This is a genomic window from Paraburkholderia caballeronis, assembly GCF_900104845.1.
Taxonomy (GTDB): domain Bacteria; phylum Pseudomonadota; class Gammaproteobacteria; order Burkholderiales; family Burkholderiaceae; genus Paraburkholderia; species Paraburkholderia caballeronis.
Genome location: NZ_FNSR01000002.1, coordinates 19,991 through 45,884, shown reverse-complemented (window position 1 = coordinate 45,884; position 25,894 = coordinate 19,991). Strand labels below are relative to the sequence as shown.

Annotated in this window: 19 protein-coding genes and 1 pseudogene; 12 read left to right on the top strand and 8 right to left on the bottom strand. The window is 69.4% G+C overall.

All coding sequences use genetic code 11. The annotated features are described in order from the left end of the window. Positions 1–24: 24 nt before the first annotated feature. Positions 25–4,788 (bottom strand): DEAD/DEAH box helicase, encoded by a 4,764-nt coding sequence (locus tag BLV92_RS16755; protein ID WP_090547208.1) that lies wholly within the window; start codon positions 4,786–4,788, stop codon positions 25–27. Between the two features lie 259 nt (positions 4,789–5,047). Between BLV92_RS16755 and BLV92_RS16750 the strand changes: the two genes are divergently transcribed. Next, positions 5,048–6,112, top strand: a complete 1,065-nt coding sequence (locus tag BLV92_RS16750; protein WP_090547206.1) for an aldo/keto reductase — start codon at positions 5,048–5,050, stop codon at positions 6,110–6,112. Positions 6,113–6,212: 100 nt separating this feature from the next. On the opposite strand, the gene BLV92_RS16745 is transcribed toward BLV92_RS16750, so the two are convergent. Next, positions 6,213–6,557 carry a BON domain-containing protein gene (locus BLV92_RS16745; RefSeq protein ID WP_090547205.1) on the bottom strand — a complete coding sequence of 115 codons (345 nt, stop codon included), beginning with the start codon at positions 6,555–6,557 and terminating at the stop codon, positions 6,213–6,215. 323 nt (positions 6,558–6,880) lie between these two features. On the opposite strand from BLV92_RS16745, the gene BLV92_RS16740 reads away from it, so the two are divergent. Next, the gene (locus BLV92_RS16740) at positions 6,881–8,344 is read left to right on the top strand and encodes an RNA polymerase factor sigma-54 (RefSeq protein WP_090547203.1); all 1,464 of its coding nucleotides are present in this window, start codon (positions 6,881–6,883) and stop codon (positions 8,342–8,344) included. A 330-nt stretch (positions 8,345–8,674) separates the two neighbouring features. Here the strand turns inward: BLV92_RS16740 and BLV92_RS16735 are convergent, their stop codons facing one another. Together BLV92_RS16735 and BLV92_RS16730 are read right to left on the bottom strand one after the other, a co-directional pair. Beyond that, the gene (locus BLV92_RS16735) at positions 8,675–9,484 is read right to left on the bottom strand and encodes a DUF72 domain-containing protein (protein ID WP_090547201.1); all 810 of its coding nucleotides are present in this window, start codon (positions 9,482–9,484) and stop codon (positions 8,675–8,677) included. A 48-nt stretch (positions 9,485–9,532) separates the two neighbouring features. Then, positions 9,533–11,224 carry a bifunctional aminoglycoside phosphotransferase/ATP-binding protein gene (locus BLV92_RS16730; protein WP_090547200.1) on the bottom strand — a complete coding sequence of 564 codons (1,692 nt, stop codon included), beginning with the start codon at positions 11,222–11,224 and terminating at the stop codon, positions 9,533–9,535. A 343-nt stretch (positions 11,225–11,567) separates the two neighbouring features. Here BLV92_RS16730 and BLV92_RS16725 point away from each other — a divergent pair, with 343 nt between their 5' ends. Beyond that, positions 11,568–12,530: an acetyltransferase gene (locus tag BLV92_RS16725; RefSeq protein ID WP_090547198.1), complete on the top strand. Its 963-nt coding sequence runs from the start codon at positions 11,568–11,570 to the stop codon at positions 12,528–12,530. A 25-nt stretch (positions 12,531–12,555) separates the two neighbouring features. On the opposite strand, the gene BLV92_RS16720 is transcribed toward BLV92_RS16725, so the two are convergent. After that, a complete protein-coding gene (locus BLV92_RS16720; protein WP_090547197.1) occupies positions 12,556–14,958 on the bottom strand; it encodes a phosphoketolase family protein in 2,403 nt (800 codons plus the stop codon). 280 nt (positions 14,959–15,238) lie between these two features. Here BLV92_RS16720 and BLV92_RS16715 point away from each other — a divergent pair, with 280 nt between their 5' ends. The 6 genes from BLV92_RS16715 to BLV92_RS16690 all read left to right on the top strand — a co-directional run bounded on the left by BLV92_RS16715 (position 15,239) and on the right by BLV92_RS16690 (position 21,274). Further along, positions 15,239–16,225 (top strand): zinc-dependent alcohol dehydrogenase family protein, encoded by a 987-nt coding sequence (locus tag BLV92_RS16715; RefSeq protein ID WP_090547196.1) that lies wholly within the window; start codon positions 15,239–15,241, stop codon positions 16,223–16,225. 243 nt (positions 16,226–16,468) lie between these two features. Then, complete coding sequence (locus BLV92_RS16710; RefSeq protein WP_090547194.1) at positions 16,469–16,930, top strand: universal stress protein; 462 nt, start codon at positions 16,469–16,471, stop codon at positions 16,928–16,930. A 500-nt stretch (positions 16,931–17,430) separates the two neighbouring features. After that, the gene (locus BLV92_RS16705) at positions 17,431–17,946 is read left to right on the top strand and encodes a hypothetical protein (RefSeq protein WP_143040691.1); all 516 of its coding nucleotides are present in this window, start codon (positions 17,431–17,433) and stop codon (positions 17,944–17,946) included. After that, complete coding sequence (gene phbB / locus BLV92_RS16700; protein ID WP_090547191.1) at positions 17,936–18,682, top strand: acetoacetyl-CoA reductase; 747 nt, start codon at positions 17,936–17,938, stop codon at positions 18,680–18,682. Before BLV92_RS16705 ends, phbB begins: the two co-directional genes overlap by 11 nt. A 167-nt stretch (positions 18,683–18,849) precedes the next feature. Further along, positions 18,850–20,667, top strand: a complete 1,818-nt coding sequence (locus BLV92_RS16695; RefSeq protein WP_090551072.1) for a PHA/PHB synthase family protein — start codon at positions 18,850–18,852, stop codon at positions 20,665–20,667. Between the two features lie 169 nt (positions 20,668–20,836). Then, positions 20,837–21,274 (top strand): Hsp20/alpha crystallin family protein, encoded by a 438-nt coding sequence (locus tag BLV92_RS16690; protein WP_090547189.1) that lies wholly within the window; start codon positions 20,837–20,839, stop codon positions 21,272–21,274. Positions 21,275–21,359: 85 nt separating this feature from the next. Here the strand turns inward: BLV92_RS16690 and BLV92_RS16685 are convergent. Next, a pseudogene (locus BLV92_RS16685) lies at positions 21,360–21,853 on the bottom strand (MBL fold metallo-hydrolase RNA specificity domain-containing protein); the annotation flags it as partial. A 197-nt stretch (positions 21,854–22,050) separates the two neighbouring features. Here BLV92_RS16685 and BLV92_RS16680 point away from each other — a divergent pair. The 3 genes from BLV92_RS16680 (at position 22,051) to BLV92_RS16675 (ending at position 23,978) form a co-directional block, all read left to right on the top strand. Next, entirely contained in the window at positions 22,051–22,260 is a 210-nt protein-coding gene (locus tag BLV92_RS16680; protein ID WP_090547188.1) for a hypothetical protein, read from the top strand. Positions 22,261–22,409: 149 nt separating this feature from the next. Continuing rightward, positions 22,410–22,565 carry a hypothetical protein gene (locus BLV92_RS32115; protein ID WP_166676641.1) on the top strand — a complete coding sequence of 52 codons (156 nt, stop codon included), beginning with the start codon at positions 22,410–22,412 and terminating at the stop codon, positions 22,563–22,565. A 432-nt stretch (positions 22,566–22,997) separates the two neighbouring features. Next, the gene (locus tag BLV92_RS16675) at positions 22,998–23,978 is read left to right on the top strand and encodes a hypothetical protein (protein WP_090547186.1); all 981 of its coding nucleotides are present in this window, start codon (positions 22,998–23,000) and stop codon (positions 23,976–23,978) included. Between the two features lie 62 nt (positions 23,979–24,040). Here BLV92_RS16675 and BLV92_RS32915 read toward each other — a convergent pair whose 3' ends face one another. Then, on the bottom strand, positions 24,041–24,889 hold the full coding sequence (locus tag BLV92_RS32915; RefSeq protein ID WP_090547185.1) for an SH3 domain-containing protein: 849 nt from the start codon (positions 24,887–24,889) through the stop codon (positions 24,041–24,043). A gap of 599 nt (positions 24,890–25,488) precedes the next feature. After that, positions 25,489–25,863, bottom strand: a complete 375-nt coding sequence (locus BLV92_RS16665) for a DUF488 domain-containing protein (RefSeq protein WP_090547183.1) — start codon at positions 25,861–25,863, stop codon at positions 25,489–25,491. Between the last annotated feature and the right edge of the window lie 31 nt (positions 25,864–25,894).

Sequence of the window (25,894 nt, the reverse complement as noted above, 5' to 3'; positions counted from 1 at the left end):
CAGGCGGGCGGCCACCGCCGCCGCTCAATACGGCTTTGCCAGCACCGCACGCAGCGTCACGCGCGTCGCTTCGTCGAACTCCCCGAGATAACCGAACCGTCCCGCGATCAGCGTCGCGACCGGCACGCCGTCGCGGAACGCGATCCGGTTGCCGCCGACCGCCGGCACCTTGTCGCCGGGCAGCAGCGTGCCGACGAGATTCAGCGGGTCCGTCGCGGCCACGCAGACCAGCGCGCCGGTCCGCTCGCGCCGCCGCACGTCGCGCAGCAGCGCGACGGCTTCCGGCAGCGCGAACTGCTCGCCGGACAGGCCAGTCACGAAGCGTCCGCCGCGCACGTGACCGCGCGCCTCCATCCGATGCAGCACGCGCAGCAGGTCGCGCCACGGCGGCAGCCATGGCGCTTCGCGCGTCAGCAACTGCCAGCAGATCACGCCGTAACGGCGCAGCAGCACGCTGGCGACATGTTCGAGGCGTTCCGGGTCCAGCGGTGTACGGCGTGTCGGATCGACGCGAACGGACGTCGCGTGAGCGGGCGTGGACCGTGAAGGGGCCGCGCGAACGCCGCGCGCTTCGTCGCCGTCGGCCGGGTTGCGTGTCGGTGCGCCAGCGGCTTCTTCGATACGTCCGGCCGCCGCATCGCCGATGACGTTCGACCCAACGCTGTCCACCGCCGCCACGACCGGCACGCGCCGCAGCGTCGCCCAGCGTCCCGCATCGGCCATCCCGCCGGCGAGCGGCCCGACGCCGCGAGGCCGCCGCCGGCCATGCGCCGCGTTGCGTTTCGCGGCCGGCTTCACCAGCGCGCGCAGCCCGGCGAAGCTGTCCGCGTTCACGAGCCCGGCCGCGGCCAGTTCGCCCAGCGCGTTTTCCAGTTCGGCGCCGAGCAGCCGCGCGTCGGCGGCCAGTTCGTCGAAGAACATCGCGCCGTGCTGCGCGAGCGCGTCGTACACGCGCCGCGCGCGCACCGACAATCCTTCGATGTCCGGCGCATCGACCAGCGCGGTCCAGCCCGCCAGTTCGCGGCGCGGCAGCAGCACGACCGGCGTCGTGCGCACCGTCGAGCCCGCCGCGCGCGCCGGCAGCCGCGCCCACGCGAGCCGGCCCGACCGGCACAGTTCGTCGAGCAGCATCGGCGTGTAGTCGTCGATCCGCGCGGGCAGGATGTCGTCCTCCCACGCGCCGGCCGACGCTTCCCAGCCTTCTAGCTGGTCGAGCACCGCCGCGAGCGCGTCGCGGCCGCTGCCGCGTCCGCCGCCGGAACCGGCGTCGGGGCGCGCATCGGCGGCGACGCGCTGCCATTCGAACAGGAAGCGCATGAAGTCGTGCCGCTCCACAGGCTCGATCTCGCGCCGCAGCCGCCGCACCGTATAACGATGGATGCGCGCGAGCAGATGCCGTTCGCACCATTCGTCTCCTTGGGAGACGTCGGGGACACCGGGCGTAAAGCGGCCGCGCATCACGGTGCCCTGCGCTTCCAGTTGCGTCAGCGCGAGCGCGACGACGTGCGCTTCGAGCGCGAGCGGCCGCGCGATCTGCGGCACGGTCAGCGGGCCGAAACCCGACAGCCGCGCGCGCACCACTTCGACCACCGCGTCATCCTCGGCCCACGGTTCGTCGTAGCCGGCCGGCGGTTGCAGCCGCGGCTCATAACGCGCGCCCGGGTAGATCGCGCGCACGCAGTTGAGCCGCTCGACCGGCACCCACAGCGCGTCGTGTGCCGCGATCTCGATGCGCGTCGCACGCCCCGCATGCGCGAGCGCCGCGAGCCATTCGAGCCACTGCGGCTCGCGCGCCGCCTCGCTTTCCGCGATGCACGCGAGCGCGGACAGCGCCTCGTGCATCTCGTCCGCGTCGCGGGCCTGCGGCCATGCTTCCTCGCGCACGCTCGCGATCGCGTCGGCATCGAGCGCGCCGAGGTCGTCCGCCGACTCCGGATCGGTCCAGCGGCGGCTCAGCACCGCCTGCGTGCGGCGCTCCTCGATCGGCGCGTCGTCGAGGTACGCATACGGCCGCGCGGTCAGGATCTCGGCCGCGAGCGGCGACGGCGCGGGCAGGTCGCGCGCGACGAGCCGGATGCCGCCCGCCTCGATCCGGCGCAACAGCGCGAGCCAGCCGTCGGTGTCCATCGCGTCGTGCAGGCAGTCGTCGAGCGTCTGGTCGACGAGCGGATGGCGCGGAATCTCGCGCTCGCCGACGAGGTTCTCGACGCATGCGACCTGGTCCGGGAACACGGCCGCGAGCAGATCCTCGCTGCGCATCCGCTGGATCTGCGGCGGCGTCTTGCGGCCGCCGGTCTGACGCGGCAGCGCGAGCGCGGTGGTCGCGTTCCAGCGCCAGCGCACGCCGAACAGCGGCGCGTCGAGCAGCGCCTGCACGAGCAGATGCGCGGCGCTGTTCGAGTGCAGATAGCGCCACACTTCGTCGAGCGCGAAGCTGTGCGCACCGGTCAGCGACAGGATGATCGCGTCCTCGGTCGCGGCCGCCTGCAGCTCGAAGTTGAACTGGCGGCAGAAACGCTTGCGCAGCGTGAGCCCCCACGCGCGATTGATCCGGCTGCCGTACGGCGAGTGGATCACCAGTTGCATGCCGCCGGACTCGTCGAAGAAGCGCTCCATCACGAGCGTGTCGTGGGTCGGCAGCGCGGTCAGCGCGGCGCGTGCGCGGGCCAGGTATTCGGCGATCTGATTCGCGGCGGCTTCGGACAGGCCGAGCGTGTCGATCAGCCACGCGGACGCGCGCGCGATGCCGGCGGCGGGCAGCGTCGCGTCGGTTTGCGCGGCGACGGCATGGTTCGATGCGGTATCGGCGGACGTCCTGGCAGCTCGTGTTTTGGTTTTGGCGGAAGCGAGGGCCTTCGCGGGAGGTTCGTCGCCGCCCGCCAGCAGCGTTTCCATCTGCGCGCGCAGCCGCCCGAGCGCGAACGACAGTTCGTCGCTGCGTCCCGGCGCTTCGCCGAGCCAGAACGGAATGTTCGGCGGCTGCCCGTGCGCGTCCTCGACGCGCACGCGGCCCGGCTCGATCCGCAAGATGCGGTACGACGCATTGCCCAGCTGGAACACGTCGCCCGCGAGGCTCTCGACCGCGAAGTCCTCGTTGACCGTGCCGATGTTCAGGCTCTGCGGTTCGAGCAGCACCGCGTAGTCGGCGTTGTCCGGGATCGTGCCGCCGGACGTCAGCGCGACGAGCCGGCTGCCGCGCCGCCCGCGCAGCGTGCGGCTCACCGGATCGCGATGCAGGTACGACGCGCGCGGGCCATGGCGGCTCGTATAACCTTCCGCGAGCATCCGCAGCACCGCGTCGTACTGCGCGCGGTCGAGCGCCGCATACGGCATCGCGCGGCGCACGAGCGCGAACAGTGCGTCCTCGTCCCACTGCTCGCACGCGACCTCGGCGACGATCTGCTGCGCGAGCACGTCGAGCGGCGCGGGCGGCACGTCGAGCCGGTCGAGTTCGCCGCGCCGCACGCTGTCGAGCAGCGCCGCGCATTCGATCAGGTCGTCGCGCGAGGTCGGGAAGAGCCGCCCCTTCGGCATCCCGCCGACGTGGTGGCCCGAGCGCCCGACGCGTTGCAGAAACGCGGCGATCGAGCGCGGCGAGCCGATCTGGCAGACCAGATCGACGTCGCCGATGTCGATGCCGAGTTCGAGCGACGCGGTCGCGACCAGCACGCGCAGTTCGCCGCGCTTGAGCCGCTGTTCCGCGTCGAACCGATGCTCGCGCGCGAGGCTGCCGTGATGCGCGGCGACCGCGTCGCTGCCGAGCCGGTCGGTCAGATGGCGCGCCACGCGCTCGGCCATCCGCCGCGTGTTCACGAACACGAGCGTCGTGCGATGCTGCGCGGCGAGTTCCGCGAGGCGGTCGTATTCGCGCTCCCACACGTCGTTCGCCATCACCGCTTCGAGCGGCACCGGCGGCACTTCGATCGCGAGGTCGCGGTCGCGCGCGTGGCCGACGTCGACGATCGCGCAGGCGGGGGCGTCGTCGTCGTTGCCCATCGCTTTGCGCATGGTTGCGGGCGCGGACGGTTGCGAGGCCGTTTCGTCATCGACCGCCTGCGCCGCGCCGACCAGAAACCGCGCGACGGTCGCGATCGGCTTCTGCGTCGCGGACAGGCCGATCCGCAGCAGCCGCCGTCCGCACAGCGCGTCGAGCCGTTCGAGGCTCAACGCGAGGTGGCAGCCGCGCTTGTTGCCCGCGAGCGCATGAATCTCGTCGACGATCACGCTGCGCGTCGTCGCCAGCATTCGGCGGCCGGACTCGGAGCCGAGCAGCACGTACAGCGATTCGGGCGTCGTCACGAGGATGTGCGGCGCGCGCTTGCGCAGCGCGGTGCGTTCCTGCTGCGGCGTGTCGCCGGTGCGCACGGCGGTGCGGATCTCGACGGGCGGCAGCCCTGCGCGCGCGAGTTCTTCCGCGATCCCTTCGAGCGGCCGTTCGAGGTTCAGCCGGATGTCGTTCGACAGCGCCTTCAGCGGCGACACGTAGACGACCAGCGTCGCGTCCGGCAGCGCGCCGCCGCTCGCGAGCCCTTCGCGGACCAGTTCGTCGAGCGCCGCGAGGAACGCGGTCAGCGTCTTGCCGGAGCCGGTCGGCGCGGCGACGAGCGTGGTCTGGCCGTTCGCGATCAGCGGCCACGCCGCGCGCTGCGCGTCGGTCGGCGCGGCGAAGCTGCGGCGGAACCAGGCGGCGACGGCGGGGTGGAAGCCATCGAGCACGTCGGCGGCGCGCTCGGCGTCGCGGCCGATGGCGACAGAAGCGGAAACGGGCGTGGACGGAAGCGAAGTCATGCGTGCGCAGTTGGGGGCGCGCGGCGCGATATCCAGCCGCGCCGCGGACGGCCGTTCGGAGCAGTCTCGCAGGTTTGCGCGTTCGCCGCCATGCGTGCGCCGACGCTCGCGCGCCGCGCCGGTTGCCCGACTTCGCGCGGGTGAACCTGACTGTCCGCTTTCAGCGCGGCCGGCGGCCTGCACGGACGCGGCCGACGCAGTATCCTCGCCGGATTGGTTTTTTCACGACTTTCCACGACCCATCACGGAGTAGAGACAAATGCGATACAACCAGTTGGGGCGCACCGGCCTGTTCGTTTCGGAACTGTGTCTCGGCACGATGACGTTCGGCGGCGGCGCCGGCATGTGGCAGCAGATCGGCGACGTCCAGCAGGCGGACGCCGACCGGCTGCTCGGCCGCGCGCTCGACGCGGGCATCAACTTCATCGACACCGCCGACGTCTATTCGCAGGGCGTGTCCGAGCAGATCACCGGGCAGGCGCTGAAGAACCTGAAGGTCGCGCGCGACAAGGTGGTCGTCGCGACCAAGGTGTTCAACGCGATGGGCGATTCGCCGAACCAGCGCGGCGCGTCGCGCTATCACATCATGAACGGCGTGAAGGCGAGCCTCGCGCGGATGCAGCTCGATCACATCGACCTGTACCAGATCCACGGCTTCGATCCGGTCACGCCGGTCGAGGAGACCGTGCGCGCGCTCGATACGCTCGTGCAGCAGGGTTACGTGCGTTACGTCGGCGTGTCGAACTGGGCCGCGTGGCAGATCGTGAAGGCGCTCGGCATCGCGGAGCGCGAAGGGCTCGCGCGCTTCGAATCGCTTCAGGCGTACTACACGATCGCGGGCCGCGACCTCGAACGCGAACTCGCGCCGATGCTCGCGAGCGAGCGCGTCGGGCTGATGGTGTGGAGTCCGCTCGCGGGTGGCCTGCTGAGCGGCAAGTATGGGCGCGACCGCGACGGCGAGGCGGGCAGCCGCCGCACGACGTTCGACTTCCCGCCGGTGAACCGCGAGCGCGCGTACGACTGCATCGACGCGATGCGGACGATCGCGGACGCGAAGGGCGTGTCGGTCGCGCAGATCGCGCTCGCGTGGCTGCTGCATCAGCGCGTGGTGAGCACGGTGATCGTCGGCGCGAAGAAGGTCGAGCAGCTTGACGACAACATCGCCGCGACCGAAGTGAAGCTGACCGCGACCGAACTCGCGACCCTCGACGACGTGAGCCGCCTGCCCGCCGAATACCCGGGCTGGATGATCGCGCGGCAGGGCGATCCGCGCCGCGACCAGCTTGCGCAGTCGCGTCAGGGCGACACCGGCGCGGCGCGCTGACCCGCCGGGTAATCGGGGCCTGCTGCGGGTACGCGCCCGCAGGCTTCACGACAACGGGGCGGCCGCAGCCGCCCCGGCCGTCATCGCCCGCCCGCCCGGCTTACTGCGCCGGCGCGACCTTCAGATGGTTCTTCACCGACGCCACGCCCGACACGTTCTGCGCGACCTGGTCCGCGTTGTCGCGGTCCTCGGCGCTCGGCACGCTGCCGGTCAGCGACACCACGCCCTTGCGGGTCTTCACGTGGATGTGCTGGGACTTCACGTTCTTCGCGCTGAGCAGTTCGGCCTTCACCTTGGTCGTGATCGTCGCGTCGTCGACGTGTTGACCCACGGTTTCGGAGGAGCCGGACGGCGCGGGATCGGTGGTGGTCTGCGCGCCTGCGCTCAGTGCGAACGTGACACAGGCCGCAGCGGCGGCGGTCTTGAGCAACGGGATGCACTTCATGGTTTCTCCTGTTCGGGTTGTCCTGCCGCCTTCGGTTCGCAAACGCCATGCCGCGCGTGTTGCGAGGCGGCTCGATCCGCTGGCCGGCGGGGTTTGCCGCCCGTTGCGCACCGCCCGGTCAATCCTTACGGATCACGAACGAGTCGGCGTTCGCAGCAAGGCGTTTTTGCCGGTCGATTGTAAAAATGTCCGGGCGGCGCGGTCCGGAAGCGGGCCGTTATACCGTTGCGCAAACGGCGATCCCGTTGCGAAACAGCGGCTTGCGACAACTGGCATGGACGTTGCGTGATCCGGCCCGTCTTCCAGCCAATCACAGGACTGCCATGCCCTCCATCGCGTTACACGCGCGTCAGCAACTCGCGCTGACCCCGCGCCTGCAGCAGGCGGTGCGGCTGCTGCAACTGTCGTCGCTCGAATTCCAGCAGGAAATGCGCGAGGCGCTCGACACCAATCCGTTTCTCGAATACGCGCCGACCGCGTCCGACGCGGGCGACGGCGCTTCAACTGCCGACGGAGCCGACGGCGGCGACCGCATCGCGACCGCGCCGGAGTCGGCCGACGCGTCGAACGGCGAGGTCGGCGCGTTGCCCGGCGAATCGTCCGGCAGCTACACCGCCGAACTGCGCTCGCCGGGCTCGACGCGGCAGTCGAGTTATCGCGGCGGCGAAGACGGCGACTCCGACGCGGCCGACTGGGTGCGGGTGCCGATCACGCTGCGCGAGCAACTGCATGAGGCGCTGCGGCTGTCGCCGCTCGACACGCCGGACCGGATGGCCGCGCACGTCGTGATCGAGGCGCTCGACGACGACGGTTATCTGCGCCAGGACCTGGCCGAACTCGCGGAAATCGAAGGCTTCGGGATGGAACTCGACGAGGACCAGTTGCGCGTCGCGCTGCGGGTCGTGCAGTCGCTCGACCGTCCCGGCATCGGCGCGCGGTCGCTGTCCGAATGCCTCGCGTTGCAGCTCGAAGCGATGCCGGCCGATACGCCGCAGCGCGACATCGCGTATCAGATCGTCACGCGGCATCTGGAGCGCCTCGCGCGCCGCGAGCATGGCGAACTGCAACGGCAATTGGGCTGCGATGCGCAGTCGCTGCAGGCCGCGTGCGCGCTGGTGCGCCGGCTCGATCCGAAACCGGGCAATCACTACGGCCGCGCGGACGACGGCTACGTGGTGCCGGACGTGATCGTGCGGCAGGTGCGCAACCGCTGGGTCGTCACGGTGAACCCGGCGATCGAGCCGCGCGCGCGCATTCACACGCTGTATGCGGAGATGTTCGCGCGCTCGGAACATACGAGCCGCTCGCCGCTCGCGCAGCAGTTGCAGGAGGCGCGCTGGCTGATCCGCAACGCGCACAAGCGTTGCGAGACGATCCAGCGCGTCGGCGAATGCATCGTCGCGAGGCAGAAGGCGTTTTTCCAGTACGGCGAAATTGCGTTGCGGCCGCTGCTGCTGCGGGACGTCGCGGACGAACTCGGGCTGCACGAATCGACGGTGTCGCGCGCGACCGGCAACAAGTACATGGCGACGCCGCGCGGCATCTTCGAATTCAAGCGGTTTTTCCCGCGCGAACTGGAGACGCGGACCGGCGGCACCTGCTCGGCGGCCGCGGTGCGCGCGCTCATCAAGGAGATGATCGACGCGGAGGACGCGCGCAACCCGCTGTCCGATGTCGCGTTGACGGAGACGCTCGGCGAGCAGGGCGTGCGCGTCGCGCGCCGCACGGTCACGAAGTATCGGCAGATGCTGAAGCTGCCGGCGGCCGAACTGCGCCGTCACGCGTGACGCGAGCACGGGCCGCTGGCGGGCCGCGCATCATGCCCGGTCGTGCGTGCGGCGCGGTGGTCGCCGTCTTTACGCTCGACGGAATTGCGACGCTAGCGGTGTAGCGATCCCGGAGTGGCATTTCGCAGCGATGCTGCGTTCGTCTGCCGGTACGTGCGATGGCGGGTCGTTTTTCGCACCGCTATCCATGTCGGCTGCGCTTGTGCTGGAGGTCGCTAGAAGCCTCGTGGGCACATGTTCTCACGCTGCCTTTCGGGCATTGGCCGCACGCGCCTGCCCGGCGCTCGACTCTTGAGCCGCCGCGAAACGCACTCATCGAGGGTGACGCGATCAGCGTTTCAGGCGCTCGATCAACGCGCCCGCGGCCGCCGGGTTGCTGACCTTATGCCCGCTGATCACGTACAGATACACGTCGCGACCTGCCTTCGACGCAGGCTGCGGCTCGATCGTCGCGAGGTCGTCCGGCGCGCCGCCCGCCGCCCACGTGCGCGCGCGTTCGGCCCAGCGGTCGAGCGCGGCCGGCGCATAACCGAGCGGCTCGCCTTCGGTCGTCCCCATGATCCGCGCGTAGACGAACGGCGCGGTCAAATCCGCGATCAGCGGATAACGCGAGTCGCCGGAAATCACGATCGCGACTCCGTGCCGGCGCGCGAGCGCAATGAATTCCGGCGTGCGGAAACTGTCGTGGCGCACCTCGACCGCGTGCCGCAGCCGCAGGCCGTCCGCCTGCGCCGGCAGCAGTTCGAGAAAACGCGCGTAGTCGTCCGGATCGAAACGCTTGCCCGGATCGAACTGCCAGTTGATCGGCCCGAGCTTGTCGCGCAGCCGCGTGACGCCGCCTTCGATGAAACGCGCGATCGACGCGCCCGCTTCCGCGAGCGTCTTGCGGTTCACCACGAAGCGCGGCGCCTTCAATGCGAACACGAAGTCGTCCGGCGTTTCGTCGTGCCAGCGCGCGAAGCTCTCCGGACGCTGCGCGCCATAGAACGTCGAGTTGATCTCGATCGACGTCAGATGCCGGCTCGCATATTCCAGCTCGCGGCGCTGCACGAGGCCTTCCGGATAGAACGGGCCGCGCCACGGCTCGTATGACCAGCCGCCGATGCCGATACGGATGCGGGAAACGGGAGAGCGCGCCATCGGAAGATCCGTCGCGGAGAAGGGGAATCCGCAGTGTAGCGTCGCGCGTCAACGCGTGCCGTCGTCGTCGTTCATGCGTTCGAACAGCGGCAACCAGTACGCGGCGTTCGCGAACGCGTCGAGCGGCACGCCGGTGTCGAAGCCGATCGTCGAGGCGAGTTCGTCGGCGCACAACGGATCGGCGCTCGCCTGCTGCGCGGCCAGCACCGCCTCGCCGGCGTCCGACGCGTCGCGCGGCCCGAGCGCGCGGGCTCGCACCCGTTCGGCGAGGCGCGCGGGATCGGCGTGGAAGTCGAGGATCTGCAGCGGCACGCCGAGCCGGCTCGCGAGCGCGATGAAACGCTCGCGCTGTGCGCGCTTCAGGAACGTCGCATCGACGATGACGGTGTGGCCGGCGTCCAGCACCGTCCGCGCGAGTCCGGCCAGGCGGCTGTATAGCGCGTCGATGGCGGCCGGCGTATACGCGTCGGATGGCAACGCGTTCAGGTCCAGCGGCTCGAACGGCCGCGCGCGTTTGCGTTCGGTGTCGCTCGACAGCCGGATCGCGCCGGTCAGGTCCGCGAGCGCGCGGCTCGCGACCGACTTGCCGGAGCCTGAAAACCCGTGGCACAGCAGCAGCGACGGCTTGCGCGGCCGGGTCTGTTCGATCGCCAGCGCGAGATACGCTCCATGGCCGCCGTCGCGCGCGTCGGCGCCAGCGGCGGCCGGCGGCCCGGCCTTCAGCACCGCGACCAGCGCGCGCACCAGCGCCCGGTACGCGACGTACAGACGCAATGCGGCAAGGCCGTCGTAGTCGCCGGTCGCTTCGAGATAACGGCCGAGCAGCCGGTTCGCGAAATCCGCGCGGCCGTGCGCGCGCAGGTCCATCAGCAGGAACGCGGTGTCGCTCGCCACGTCGATCCAGCGCAGCGCGTCGTCGAACTCGATGCAGTCGAACATCAGCGCATGGCGGCCGTGCCGCACGATGTTGTCCAGATGCAGGTCGCCGTGGCACGCGCGCACGAAGCCGTTCGCGCGCCGCGCGTCGAGAAACGCGCCGAGCCGCGCGAATTGGCGTTCGCACCATGCGCGCAGTCCCGCTTGCCGCACCGCGTCGGCGGTGCGCGGGTCGCGTTCCAGCGGCGCGAGCGCGGCCAGCACCTGGCCGCGCAGCAGCGCGGCCGAGCCGAACGGCCGCGTCGCGGGGGCGCGGCGCGCGCGGCGATGGCTCGCGGCAAGCTGCGCGGCGGCCGCGTCGATGTCGGCGGCGTGCAGTTCGCCGTTCGCGAGCAGGTTCGAGAACAGCATCCGTTGCTCGAAGCGCCGCATCTTCACCGCGTAATCGACCACCCGGACACGGGCCGCGCCGCCGGCATCGCGGCCGAGCCGGCACCGCCGCGCATCGCGCACGACCGGCAGCGCATCGACGTAGATCGATCCCGCGAACGGCCGGTTAAGACGGATCTCGGCGTCGCAGCAACGCCGGCGCGTGGCGAGCCGCGTGAAATCGACGAAGCCGAAATCGACCGGCTTCATGAGCTTGTAGGCGAAGCGGCCGGCGAGATAGACGATCGAGATGTGCGTCTCGATCCGCACGATGCGGCCGGCCGGGTGCGCATAGGTGGACGCGCGGCGCAGCGCGGCATCGACCGCGCGCAGATGGCGGCGCGCGGCGCGCCGGCGGTTGCGCGCGTGCTGCGGCGGTCCGGATGGAGCGGGGCGGGCGGAGGGAGCGTTGAGATCGGTCGGGCTGGCGGGCATCGCTTCGGGGCGTGATGATCGTGACGGTCCTGGACGGTCCTGGACGGTTCGGACGGCGGCCGGTGCTCCGGAGACGCCGGGGCTGCACGCACGAGCATACAGGGCGACGGCTGGCGGCGGCACGGATGCGCCCGGTTTCGTGCGCGGCGGTTCGCCAGGCTATGCTCAAGCGAAACCGCACACAAATCCGCGCAAACGCAACGCGACGAGCACGCATGCTGACCGATTCGGTACGTCGGCGCGAATTGCCGCGCGCGGCTATCGACTAACGCGGGCGCTTCGTGTTATCGAAGGCTTTTCGCGTGACGCCCGATCACGCCCAACGCAAAGGAACTGCTGAAACATGGCGCACTTCGACGTATTCAATGGCGACGCCGACGGCCTCTGCGCGCTGCACCAGCTGCGGCTCGCGACGCCGCGGGAGGCCACGCTGATCACCGGCGCGAAACGCGATGTCGCACTGGTCGCGCGCGCGAACGCGCAGCCCGGCGACTCGATGACCGTGCTCGACCTGTCGTTCGACACGAACCGCGTTGCGCTCGAAGCGCTGCTCGCGCGCGGCGTCGAGGTCGAATACTTCGATCATCACTACGCGGGCGACATGCCGCCGTGCACGAACCTGCGCGCCTACATCGACACGACCGCGAAGGTCTGCACGAGCGTGCTCGTCGACCGTTATCTCGGCGGCCGCTACCGGCGCTGGGCGATCGCGGCCGCATGGGGCGACAACCTCGCGGAGACTGCGCGCGCACTGGCGCGCGGCATCGGCCTGTCGGACGCCGAGACCGAACAGTTGCGCGACCTCGGCGAGTCGATCAACTACAACGCGTATGGCGACAGCGTCGCGGACCTGCTGATCGAACCGGCCGCGCTGTATCTCGCGATGAAGCCATATGCGGACCCGTTCGAATTCATCGCGGCCGAGCCGGTCGTGCGGCGGTTGTCCGACTGCCGCCGCGCGGACATCGCGCGCGCACGGGAGACTGCGCCGCTCGTCGCGCTGCGCTGGGGCAGCGTGCACGTGCTGCCGGACGAGCCGTGGGCGCGCCGCGTGCGCGGCGTGTTCGCGAACACGCTCGCGAACGACGAGCCGGCCGGCGCGCATGCGGTGCTGAGCGCGCGCGCGGACGGCGGTTATGCGGTCAGCGTGCGCGCTCCGCTCGAACGGCCGGCCGGCGCGGACCGGCTGTGCCGCGGGTTTCCGGGCGGCAACGGCCGGGTCGGCGCGGCGGGCATCGACTGCCTCGCGGCCGACCAGTTGCCGGTGTTCGTCGATGCGTTCTCGAAGGCGTTTTCGAACGCATGACCCCTCGTCGAGCGCCGCGCGGCGCTCACGCGCCGGCGGCCGGGACGCCGTGTCCGGACCAGCGCCAGTCGCGGATCTCCGGCATGTCGTCACCGTATTCGTCCACGTAGCGGCGGTGCTCGGCGAGCCGGTCGTGCAGCGTCTGGCGGATGTGCGCGGCGCGCTGCGCGAGCCCCGGCACGTGGTCGATCACCGCTTCGCACAGGTGGTAGCGGTCGAGCCGGTTCAGCACGGTCATGTCGAACGGCGTGGTCGTCGTGCCTTCCTCGATGAAGCCGTGCACGTGGAAGTTCGAATGGTTCGTGCGCCGGTACGTGAGCTTGTGGATCAGCGTCGGATAGCTGTGGTGCGCGAAGATCACCGGCCGGCTCGTCGTGAACAGCGCGTCGAAGTCGGCGTCCGACAGACCGTGCGGATGGCGGTCCGCCGGCTCCAGCGTCATCAGGTCCACCACGTTGACGACGCGCACGCGCAGGTCCGGCAGCCACGCGCGCAGCAGGTCCACGGCGGCGATCGTTTCCAGCGTCGGCACGTCGCCCGCGCACGCCATCACCACGTCCGGCTCCCCGCCTTCGTCGTTGCTCGCCCACGGCCAGATGCCGATGCCGTCCGCGCAGTGGCGGATCGCGGCGTCCATGTCGAGCCATTGCGCCTGCGGCTGCTTGCCTGCGACGATGATGTTGATCCGGTTCCACGTGCGCAGCACGTGGTCGGTGACCGCGAGCAGCGTGTTCGCGTCCGGCGGCAGGTAGACGCGCACCGTGTCCGCCTTCTTGTTCACCGCGTAGTCGATGAAACCCGGGTCCTGGTGGCTGAAGCCGTTATGGTCCTGCCGCCACACGTGCGACGTCAGCAGGTAGTTCAGCGACGGCAGCGGCCGCCGCCACGGAATCTCGCGGATGATCTTCAGCCACTTCGCATGCTGGTTGAACATCGAGTCGATGATGTGGATGAACGCCTCGTAGCACGACATGAAGCCGTGGCGGCCGGTCAGCAGATAGCCTTCGAGCCAGCCCTGGCACGTATGCTCGCTCAGGATCTCCATCACGCGGCCGTCGCGCGCGAGCTGCACGTCGTCGGGTATCGTCTCTGCGAGCCACGTGCGCGACGTCACGTCGAACACGTCGGACCAGCGGTTCGACGCGGTTTCGTCCGGGCCGAACAGGCGGAAGTTGTGCGTCGGCATGTTGACCCGCATCACTTCGCTCAGGAACGCGCCCATCACGCGCGTCGCCTCCGCGTCGACCTGGCCCGGCGCCGGCACCTCGACCGCGTGGCTCTCGAAATCCGGCACGCGCAGTTCGCGCACGCGGCCGCCGCCGTTCGAACGCGGGTTCGCGCTCATCCGCCGCTCGCCGCGCGGCGCGAGCGACGCGATCTCGGGCTTCGGCCGGCCGAACTCGTCGAACAGTTCCTCCGGGCGGTAGCTGCGCATCCAGCCTTCGAGCAGCGCCAGATGGCCGGGCTTGCCGATGTTCGCGAGCGGCACCTGGTGCGAGCGCCACGAGCCTTCGGTCTTTTGCCCGTCGACGGTTTTCGGGCCGGTCCAGCCCTTCGGCGTGCGCAGCACGATCATCGGCCAGTGCGGGCGCGTCACGTCGCCGCGCTGGCGCGCGGCCTGCTGGATCTGCGCGATCGCGTCGAACGCCTTGTCGAACGCGGCCGCGAGCAGCCGGTGCGCGGCCGGCGGATCGTCGCTCTCGACGAAGATCGGCTCGTGCCCGTAACCGCGCATCAGCGCGGCGAGTTCCTCGTCGCCGATCCGCGCAAGCACGGTCGGCCCGGCGATCTTGTAGCCGTTCAGGTGCAGGATCGGCAGCACCGCGCCGTCGGTCACCGGGTTCAGGAACTTGTTCGAATGCCACGACGTCGCGAGCGGGCCGGTTTCCGCCTCGCCGTCGCCGACCACGCACGCGACGATCAGGTCCGGATTGTCGAACACCGCGCCATACGCGTGCGACAGCGCATAACCGAGTTCGCCGCCTTCATGGATCGAACCGGGCGTCTGCGGCGCGACGTGGCTCGGCACGCCGCCGGGGAAGCTGAACTGCTTGAACAGCCTCGCCATCCCTTCTTCGTCCTGCGGCACGTTCGGCCACGTTTCGCTGTACGTGCCTTCGAGCCACGTGTTCGCGACGACGGCCGGGCCGCCGTGGCCGGGGCCGGCGAGGAACAGCAGGTCGAGGTCGCGCTCGTTGATGATCCGGTTCAGGTGCGTGTAGATGAAGTTCAGGCCGGGCGTCGTGCCCCAGTGGCCGAGCAGCCGCGGCTTCACGTGCGCGAGTTGCAGCGGCTCGCGCAGCAGCGGGTTCGCGAGCAGGTAGATCTGCCCGACCGACAGATAGTTGGTTGCGCGCCAGTACGCGTCCATGCGTTGCAGCAGTTCGTCGGACAGGGGCGGGCGGGGGACTTCGCTGACGGTGCTCATGCGGGACTCCAGGTGCGGCGGCGCGAGGCTGCGGGGGCCACGAGGCCATGATGCGGCGCGGGCGTGCCGGGCGGGATGAGAGGGAAGCCGTGCGGGGCGCGACTTGCCATGGTGCCACGTTCGCGCGGCGCGAACAGCGTTAAGTGTCTGGTTAAGCGCGGCCGCGCTCCGTTTGTACGGACTGCGGCGCGTCCGCAGCGCGACCCGCGCGCCGACCGCGTAACATGCTGTGCAAGGCGGGTGCGCGCATGTCGCGTGCGCCGCGAACGAGAGGGAAGCCATGCGCGCGATGCTGTACGACGGCACGAGTCCGCTGCTGCGGGAAGCCGAAGTTCCCGACCCGGTGCCGGACGACGACGACCTGCTGATCGACGTCCACGCGTGCGGCGTGTGCCGCACCGATCTGCACGTGGTCGACGGCGACCTCGCGCAGCCGAAGCATCCGGTGATCCCGGGCCACGAGATCGTCGGCACCGTCGCGGCGCTTGGCCGCAACGTGACGGGTTTCGCGCCGGGCGACCGCGTCGGCGTGCCGTGGCTCGGCCATACCTGCGGACACTGCCGCTACTGCGCGGAGCACCGCGAGAACCTGTGCGACGCGCCCGGCTTCACCGGCTACACGATCGACGGCGGCTACGCGGAACGCACCGTCGCGAACAGCCGCTATTGCTTCCATCTACCCGACCGCTATGGCGACGTCGAGGCCGCGCCGCTGCTGTGCGCGGGGCTGATCGGCTACCGCACGCTCGCGATGGCCGGCGACGCGGAGCGCATCGGCATCTACGGATTCGGCGCGGCCGCGCACATCGTCGCGCAGATCGCGAAGCATCAGGGCCGCACCGTCTATGCGTTCACGCGGCCCGGCGATGCGGCGGCGCAGCAGTTCGCGCGCCGGCTCGGCGCGGCGTGGGCCGGCGGCAGCGACGAGCGCGCGCCCGACGAACTGGACGCCGCGCTGCTGTTCGCGCCGGTCGGCGCGCTGGTGCCGGCCGCGCTCGGCTCGGTCGCGAAGGGCGGCATCGTCGTGTGCGGCGGCATCCACATGAGCGACATTCCGTCGTTTCCGTATGCGCTGCTGTGGGAGGAGCGGAGCGTCGTGTCGGTCGCGAACCTGACGCGCGACGACGGCGTCGCGTTCATGGAAATCGCCGCGCGTTATCCGCTCGAAATCGAGACCACGCGTTATCCGCTGGCCGACGCGAACCGCGCGCTCTCGGACCTGCGCGACGGACGGCTGACCGGCGCGGCGGTGCTGACGATGCGTTGACGGCTTCACTGCGTCGGGCGCGGTGGGGCGATCGGGCGCGACGAGCGGCCGCAGCGAAACGCCGCTCATCCGGACCTGTTTTGCGGTATCTGTATCCCATCAATGGGCACGAATTGGTACGAATCCGACGGAGCGGGCCGCCTGCGGTCCGCGACACACAACGGCCGGTCATCCTTCGCGGCGCGCCTGCGGGCGTGGCGTGAAGCGAAACCGGCGCTCATGGGCGACGCCCGGGAGGTAGCGATGTACAAGCAGATTCTGGTCGCGGTCGATGGCAGCCGCAGCGCGGAGCGCGCGGTCGACGAGGCGATCAAGGTCGCGAAGGCGACCGGCGGCAGGGTCATCGCGCTGTCCATCGTGCTGCATCCGGCGCGGCTCGTCGATGTCGCATCCGGTTTCGCGGAGGAGCAGACGCGCGATTCCGCCGAGCACGACGTCGCGACCGCCGCGCTGGAGGACGCGAAGGCGCGCTTCGAGGCCGCGCAGGTGTCCGGCACGGTGCGCGCGGCCGACTCGCACGGCGAGGAGATCGCCGCGGTGATCTACCGGATCGCCGCCGAGGAGGACGTGGACCTGATCGTGATGGGCACGCGCGGGCTGTCCGGCATGAAGCGGCTGCTGCTCGGCAGCGTCGCCGAATCGTTCCTGCGGATGGCCGACCGGCCGGTGATGCTCGTGCGTTACGAGGAACCGGCGGCCGCCTGAGCGTGCCGCCTGCTGTTCGAAGCGCCGCGCCTCGGCCGCTTGCCGACGCGCGGCGCTTCGCGTTTTTATGCGCTTTATGCGGTCCCGGACGGAAGGTTTCCATACGCGGCGATCGGTCGCGACATGTGCGGGCGCGCGCATGCGACGGGCTTTCGCGCGGCGTCCCGCGGGCCGCGACGCGCACCGTCCACACATCCGTCACGCGCGTTCGTTTGTTCGTGCCTATGATGGGACGTGACGCCGCCGCACGCCTCGACCCGTAGTCCGAAGCATGTTGCGGCGCACACCGCAACACCCGGCAGCATTCGTCTGCATCTCGCCGCAATCCGTGACCGTCGCATCGCCGCCATCGGCCGATGCCGGCGCGCGTTTTCGCGCCGGCACGGGGCGCGGCCGATGCGAGCGTACGCGACCTGCGCCGCGCGATGCGGACGGCGGCGCGCGCGGGCGAAGCGTTTCCCGACTCGCGTCGGGCTTTCCATCTTGTGAGGACAGAGATCATGGTTACCGCTTCCAACCCGCCGTTCGACGCATGCCGGGCGAATGCGTGTGCGGCGCTGCAGATGATGTCGGCGAGTCAGCAATGGAACGAGCACTGGCTCGCGTTGCAGCAGCACCGCTTCGAGCGCGACCGCGATGCGCTGCGCGGCACGTTCGAGGCGCTGCGCGACGCGAAGGACTGGAACGACTTCGCGGCTGGCAGCCAGGCGGTGTGGCGCGATTACCTGAGCACGAGCGCCACGATCTGGCAGGAAGGCGTCGCGGCCGCGATGCAAGGCGCCGGCGCATGGAGCGACACCGCGCGCGAGGCGATGCAGCAGTGGCAGGACTCGGTGAGCGGGCTTCAACAGGGCGCGGCCGGCGGCGCGGCGCTGCCGATGCGCGAATGGATGGCCGCGTTCGAGCGCGCGGTGTCGGCGGCCAGCGCGATGCATCCGGCCGACGCGGCGGCGGGCAAGGGCGCGGCGACGCGCGCACGCGACTCGCGTCCACGGGGAGCGCACCATGTCGGCTAGGCGCGTGGCGTTCGTGACGGGCGGCATGGGCGGTCTCGGCGAGGCGGTCAGCCGGCGGTTGCACGACGCGGGGATGATGGTCGCGGTCACGCGCTCGGTGCACAGCACCCACGCGGCCGCGTGGCTCGAAAACGAGCAGGCGGCGGGCCGCCGCTTCAACGCATACGAACTCGACGTGTCGGACTTCGAGTCGTGCGAGCGCGCCGCGCGGCGCGTGCTGGAAGACCTGGGCCAGATCGACGTGCTGGTCAACAACGCGGGCATCACGTGCGACCGCACGTTCGTGAAGATGACGAAGGCGGACTGGGACGCGGTGGTGCGCACGGACCTCGACGCGCTGTTCAACGTGACGAAGCCGTTCGTGCCGGGGATGATCGAACGCGGCTTCGGCCGCATCGTGAACATCGGTTCGGTGAACGGCTCGCGCGGCGCGTTCGGGCAGACCAACTATGCGGCCGCGAAGGCGGGGCTGCACGGCTTCACGAAGTCGCTCGCGCTCGAAGTCGCGAAGAAGGGCGTGACGGTGAACACGGTGTCGCCCGGTTATCTCGCGACCGCGATGGTCGAAGCGGTGCCGCACGACGTGCTGGAAGCGAAGATCCTGCCGCAGATTCCGGTGGGACGCCTCGGCCAGCCGGACGAAGTCGCGGCGTTGATCGCGTTCCTGTGCTCGGACGACGCGGCGTTCATCACCGGCGCGGACATCGCGATCAACGGCGGGATGCACATGCAATGACGACACCGACGACGAAGCCACGGGGAAAAACAAAAGCGGCCATTGCCGCCGTCAACGCGCCGCATGGAGAAGGAGCGCTCGCGGCCACGGTCGCGATGCCTGCCGCCGCCACGACGGAACCCGGCACGTCAGCGCATCCCGTCGCGGCAACGACGGTTGACGCGAACATGCCGGACGCGGACGCCGCGACGCTCGCCGCTCACAAGACGCGTCCGCGCGACTGCATGCCGCCGGGCCGCCTGCATGACGATTCGCTTGATCTGGTCGCCCATGCGGGCGTCGCGATGTTGACCGGCGGGTTGTCGCCGATCTCGGCCGCGCTCGCGTGTCTCGACTGGGGCATGCATCTCGCGATCTCGCCGGGCAAGTGCCTCGAACTCGGCGCGCAGGCATGGCGCAACGCGGCGGCCGCGGTCCGTTTCGCGCTGCCCGGCGCGCCCGAGGAAGCCGGGCAGGATGCGGACGCGGGCGGCGGCACGGCTATCGCTGCTTCCTCCGCATCGCACACCACCGTGGCGGACCCGCGCTTCAAGGAGCCGGCGTGGTCGATCTGGCCGTTCAGCGCGTATCGCGATGCGTTCCTGCGCACGCAGCAGTGGTGGTCAAGCGCGACGAGCGGCGTGCCGGGCGTCGATCGCCATCACGAGGACGTCGTGCGTTTTATGGCGCGGCAGTGGATCGACGCGTGCTCGCCGGGCAACTTCGTCGCGACCAACCCGGTCGTGCTGGAGACCGCGGCGCGCAGCGGCGGCATGAACTTCGTCGCGGGCCTGCGCCACTGGGGCGAGGATGTTTCGGATCTCGCGAAGCACGTCGGCGGCGCGCCGGTGCATGCGCCGCTCGAATACGAGCCGGGCCGCGACGTCGCGATCACGCCCGGCAAGGTGGTGTGGCGCAACGACCTGTGCGAGCTGCTGCAATACGATCCGCTGACGCCGACTGTCGCGCGCGAGCCGGTGTTCATCGTGCCGTCGTGGATCATGAAGTACTACATCCTCGACCTGCAGCCGCACAACTCGATGATCCGTTATCTGGTCGAGCAGGGCTTCACGGTGTTCGTGCTGTCGTGGCACAACCCCGGCGCCGAGGCGCGCGGCCTGCGCCTGAACGACTACCTGCAACGCGGCGCGCTGGCCGCGCTCGACGAAGTGCGCGCGCGTTGCGGCGAGCCGGTGCACGCGGTCGGCTACTGCCTCGGCGGCACGCTGCTCGCGATCGCGGCGGCGGCGCTCGCGCGCGACGGCCGCGCGGCCGAACTGGCGAGCGTGTCGCTGCTCGCCGCGCAGACCGACTTCACCGAGCCGGGCGAACTCGGCCTCTTCATCGACGCGAGCGAACTGGCCGCGCTCGACGCATTGATGTGGCGGCAGGGTTATCTCGACGGCTCGCAGATGGCCGCGACGTTCCAGTTGCTGAACGCGCGCGACCTCGTGTGGTCGCGAATGATGAGCGAATACCTGATGGGCCGGCGGCTGAAGCCGAACGACCTGATGGCATGGAACGCGGACACCACGCGGATGCCGTACCGGATGCATATCGAGTATCTGAACGACCTGTTCATGAACAACGATCTCGCGGACGGGCGTTATTGCGTCGATGGCCGGCCGGTCGCGCTGTCCGATATCGAGCAGCCGATGTTCGTCGTCGGCACGGAGCGCGATCACGTGTCGCCGTGGCGGTCCGTGTACAAGCTGCTGCTGTACACGCACAACCCGCTGACGTTCGTGCTGACCGCAGGCGGTCACAACGCGGGGATCGTGTCGGAGCCGGGGCATCCGCGCCGCTACTACCGCAGCGCGACCCGCGGGCGCGGCGCGCCGTATCGCAGCCAGCAGGAATACTTCGACGCGACCGCGCCGGTCGAAGGATCGTGGTGGACGGGCTGGGCGTCGTGGCTGCATCAGCAGTCGCACGGTGCGATCGACGCGCGCGCGGTCGAAGGCGGACTGGCGGATGCGCCGGGTGCGTATATCTTCGAGCGATGAGCATCGCGCGCCGTCCGCGCGAGCGCGCGATGTGAATATCGACGCCGGCGGCGCTATCTGCCGCCGGCGGCGTCGGGGTCCGGCCGCGCAATCGCGGACCTGTGAAGCGGCAACCCGCGAACGCGGTCCGGACGACATTCGGCAACCGGAGTTTCCGAAGGAGACAGCGATGAGCAACATGACGCGTTACGACCCGTTCTCGATGGAAGGCGTGCCCGATCTGTTCCAGGGATTGTTCCGCCCGCTGCGCGGCGTGATCGGCGGCGAGGAAGGGCAGCAGGCGGTGAGCATCCGGCTCGACGTCACCGAGAGCGACTCGGCCTATACGGTGAAGGCCGAACTGCCGGGCGTGGACCGGAAGGATATCGACGTGAAGATCGACGGCGGCCAGGTGTCGATCGCCGCGAAGATCGAGCGCGACGCCGAACTGAAAGAAGGCGAGCGTGTGATACGCCGCGAACGTTATGCGGGCAGCGTGAGCCGTTCGTTCACGCTCGCGACCGACATCGACGACGCGGCCGCGAGCGCGCAGTACCAGGACGGCGTGCTGACGTTGACGCTGCCGAAGAAGGCCGCGGCGTCGAGCAGGCGGCTCGAAATCGGCTAGTCGACGTTCGCCCGCGCGGCGCGTCGTGTATCGCGCGTCGCGCGGTTTTCGCTGCGTGCGGGCCGCTTCCGTCACAAGCCCGTTTTCAGTCGCGCCACTGCGGCACTTCGCACGACCCGTGCAGCGTCTCTTCGATCCTGCGCCGCAACGAGTCGGCGGCCGCGGGTTCGCCGTGCGTGACGAACCTGCGCGCGGGCGGCTCGCGCAACGTGCCGAGCCACCCGAGCACCTCGTCATAGTCCGCACGCGCGGACAGCGACGCGACCGTTTCGACGCGCGCGCACGCTCACGTGCTAGCCGTGAATCTTGATCGCCGGTTCGTTCGCGGCCAGCGCCGCGCGTGCCGGCCGGAATCCGAAGCCGATCTCTTTCGTGATCCCGACCGGGGTTTCGAAGTCGCGCGGCCTCAGCCGCTTCAACGCGTACTCTGCGTCGTCGGTCGCGTACAACGCGCAGCGCGGGGCGGTGCTTCGAATAGCCGTGCCGGTTCGCATAAACGGCTTCTTCTTCCAGGAGCTTCGCGGCGTCGTGCAGCAGCACCTCGCACAGATCGGCGGTGCCGGGCGTGCATACACGGGGCCGGACGCGCGCGGCATGTGCGCGATACGCAAAATACGCGGCCCCTGGTGCGACAACCGCGTCGCGCGATAGCGCAGCCGGTGCTGCGTGGCCTTGCATTGCCACACAGCGGTAATACGGTGAAACACGACTGTAGCGAAACTGTACGATGGGTTCGCTATGCTGTGACCGGTGGGATTCCTGCCGAGGAGAGGTCCATGCTCAGTCCGCACGAGTTGTCCGCGCTGCTGCGCGTTCGCGATACCGGTTCGCTCATCCATTCGCTCGACGACGATCTGCTCGCGCTGCGGCACTACCGGCTCGTCGAGATGATCGACGACGGCGACGACGCGTGCGCGTTGCGGCTCACCGGCCTCGGCGAACGTCTGTTGCAGAGCCTCGGCGCGTCCGATGCCCGGCCGGCCTGAATGTGAGGCAGGGTCGGCGCGCGTCTGTCAAGGGGTGGACATCCGGCGCTACCACGGTTACATCCGCGTAACATAGCGCGCGGCATCATGCGTTACAGTTCGCGTTCCCGCGATCCGTTCGCATGTCATCGTCGTCCAGAGAACCGAGCATGAAAGCTTTCAAGTCCATCGCCACGCTGTCCGCCCTCGTCTGCTGTGCTGCTCTCGCCGCGCCGCTGAGCGCATTCGCCGCACCGCGCCACAAGGTTTGCCACATCGATCACCAACACCATCATCCGGTGCGCGTGTGCCACTGGGTGCGTTAAGCGCTCGTTCGATCACGCGTTAACCGCTGTCGATCATGACGGGCCGCGCGGCGCTTGCGCGCCGCCGGCTCGTTGCATCGCGCCTGCCTTTCGCCGTGTCGCGGCCGCTTCCCGATCGTCGGGAACGCATGCCGCCGCGCGAAACGCAGGCTTTTTCCGCATGCCTTCCTCACGCTGCCGATAACGGCAGTGCCTGTGCCGGCTTTATGCCGCGTCTGTAAAACGCCGAAAGAAAACGGCGTATTCGAACGGCTTTTCGTTGCAGTATCCTGCGGGTCTTGTGCGTGGCACGAGCGATTTTTCGCGGACGTCCTTCGTTCTCCGCTGCAATCGTGGCCGTCGTGTTTGACAGTTCCCTGCCACAATGGGCAATGCACTACGACAACAAACTGACGGACTCCCACCGTCCAACCGTAAGGCTACCCAAGAACGATGAAGTTAAACTGGACTCCCGCCGTCATTGCCGCCGCCCTCGCCGTTGCTTCGGGTTCCGCGGCCGCTCAGGAATTCGCGCTGTATAGCGGCCCGCTGAAGAGCGGCCCCGATCACACGTATTCATGGTCGATGGATTACACGGAAGGGTTCGGCCAATACTTCGCGGGCAGCGTGACGTGGCTCAACGAAGGCCACATTCCCGACCATCATCGCGACGGCCAGCTCGTGCAAGTGTGGGGCAGGCTGCCGCTTGCGCAGCGGCGTCTCGTGTTCTCGCTCGGCGTCGGTCCGTATCGCTACTTCGACACCGAAGTCGCGAAGCAGGGCCTCGGGTATTCGAACACGCACGGCTGGGGCGTCGTGTACAGCGCCCGCGCGACGTGGTACTCGACGCATCGCTGGACCGCGAACCTGCAACTGAACCGCGTGCAGGTGTCGAGCGGGCCGTCGACGACCGCGCTGCTGGTCGGCATCGGTTATCAGCTCGACGCACCGGATACGCCGGGGCCGCGCGACTTCGCATTGGCCCGTACGCACAAGGTGACGAACAACGAAATCACGCTGATGGCCGGGCAGACGATCCTGAACAGCCTCGACTCGCAGACATCGGTGGCGGAGGCGGTCGAATACCGGCGCGGCATCACGAACTTCGTCGATGCGACGATCGGTTATCTGCATGAGGGGAACGGGCTGGCCGCGCGACGCGACGGCGGCACCGCGCAACTGTGGCTCACGCGCGCATTCTTCGACGACCGGCTCACGCTCGGCGCGGGCGCCGGCCTGTATGCGGCGATCCATCATGGCAGCGACGGCGATGCGCGCTCGACGGGGGACGGCATTCTGTCCGCGCTCGTATCGGTGTCTGCATCGTATCGGCTGACCGATCACTGGGCCGCGCGGGTCACGTGGAATCGCGTGATGACGCGTTATAGCCGCGACACCGACGTGATTCTCGGCGGCATCGGCTACCGGTTCTGAACATCGGTAGTCCGCATGACGGCATGCGCCGTCATGCGGTTCGTTCGTGTGAGGCTAGGGTGTCAGTGGCCGCCGCCATGAGGACGGTCGCCGCCTCCGCCGCCACCATGCGGTCCACCGCCTCCACCGCCGTGCGGTCCACCGCCGCCGCCGCGACCACCGCCTTGAGGCGGCCCTTGATGCCCGCCGCCACCTCCGCCGCCGGGCGGTCTGCCGCCAGGCGCGAAACCGGGTGGCCGGCCACCGCCATGCCCCGGTCCGGGGTTCGCGCCGGGCGGGCGTCCGCCGCCGATGTGCTGTCCGGGATTACCGGGTTGCGGACGTCCGACGCCGTGACCGGATCCACCGCCAGGCGGATGTCCGCCGCCGACATGACCCGGTCCGCCGCCCGGCGGACGCCCGCCAGGCCCGGGATGAAACCCGGGTCCGGGCGGCCCGCCGTGGCCCGGCGGCCGTCCGGGTGGACGGTGATCGAAGCGCGGCGGCGGAGCCGGACGCGGCGGTGCGTGATGCGACCAGCGTCCCTGGTCGTGATACCACGGCCGGTCGCGATAGAAGCTGCCCCAGTACGAGCCGAGCGAGAACGCGACGATTGGCAGACCGAGCGTCGCGCCATACGACAGCACCGGCACCGTCGATCCCTGATACGGGTAATACAGCGCGCCGCCATAGACCCAGCCGCGCAGTCCGGGCAGTGCGACGTCGCACCAGCTGAAGCCGGCCACGCATCCCATCACCGACACGGATACGCCGCCCGGCACCTGTGCGACGACCGGATAGTCGGGCGCGGGGCCGGCATACACGTTGGCCGGCGCGTTCGTGACTGCCTGGCTTTGCGCGAGCGCGGGCAATGGCGCGGCGAGGCATCCCGCGAGGCCGGCGAGCGCGACGCTGATGAACTGCTTTCGCATCGTTTCTCCTGTGTCGATCGGAGTTGGCGCTTTAGCGCCTACTCCGATCCCATGCAAGGCGGTCGATCGGAGTTGGCGCTTTAGCGCCTACTCCGATCCCATGCAAGGCGGTCGATCGGAGTTGGCGCTTTAGCGCCTACTCCGATCCCATAAATTGGTTGCTAGTTAGCGCTTTAGCGCTTACTCCGCTCCCATAAATTGGTTGCTGGTTGGCGCTTTAGCGCTTACTCCGCTCCCATAAACTGGTTGCTGGTTGGCGCTTTAGCGCCTACTCCGATCCCATAAACTGGTTGCCGGTTGATGCTTTAGCGCCCACTCCAATCCCATACCATGGTCGCCAGTTAATGCTTCACCGCCAACCCCGCTCCTCGCTCGATGAGCGGTCCGTTCTACGGTAGCAGATAAGCACACACGTTCGAGGTCACGCATGTAACCGGGTATTTCCCTTGCATCGTGCAGCGTGTTGCCCGATGCCGTGGGCATTCGCCGTGTCGATGCGCATTACGACCACCTGAACGCACGGGCGTCCTTCGCTTATCACATACGGCTTGTTACGCGTCGTGCGAACCGGTAATGCACCGGCACTCCGCCCGACGCATTCAGCCGCGTCCGCGCGACAGTCTGCCCAGCAGGTAATCGCGCAACACGATCGCATGGTTGTGCTCCGTATCGCGCGATCCGTACAGCAGCACGATCGCCCGCTGCGCGGCCGCGTCGACCAGCGGCTGCCACGCGGCCGGGTTCGCATCGAGTTCGGCTTCGTAGCGGCGTCTGAACTCGTCCCACTGCGCCGGATCCTTGTGATACCACGTGCGCAACGCGTTGCTCGGCGCGACGTCCTTCAGCCATTCATCGTGCGCGAGCGCCTCCTTGCGGATGCCGCGCGGCCACAGGCGATCCACCAGATAGCTCGCACGATGCGGACCTGGTCGCGGATCGTACACGCGCTGGATGTCGATCTTCGGTTCGGTCATCGTGGGTCTCCTCGAAGGTGTCCTTCATGTG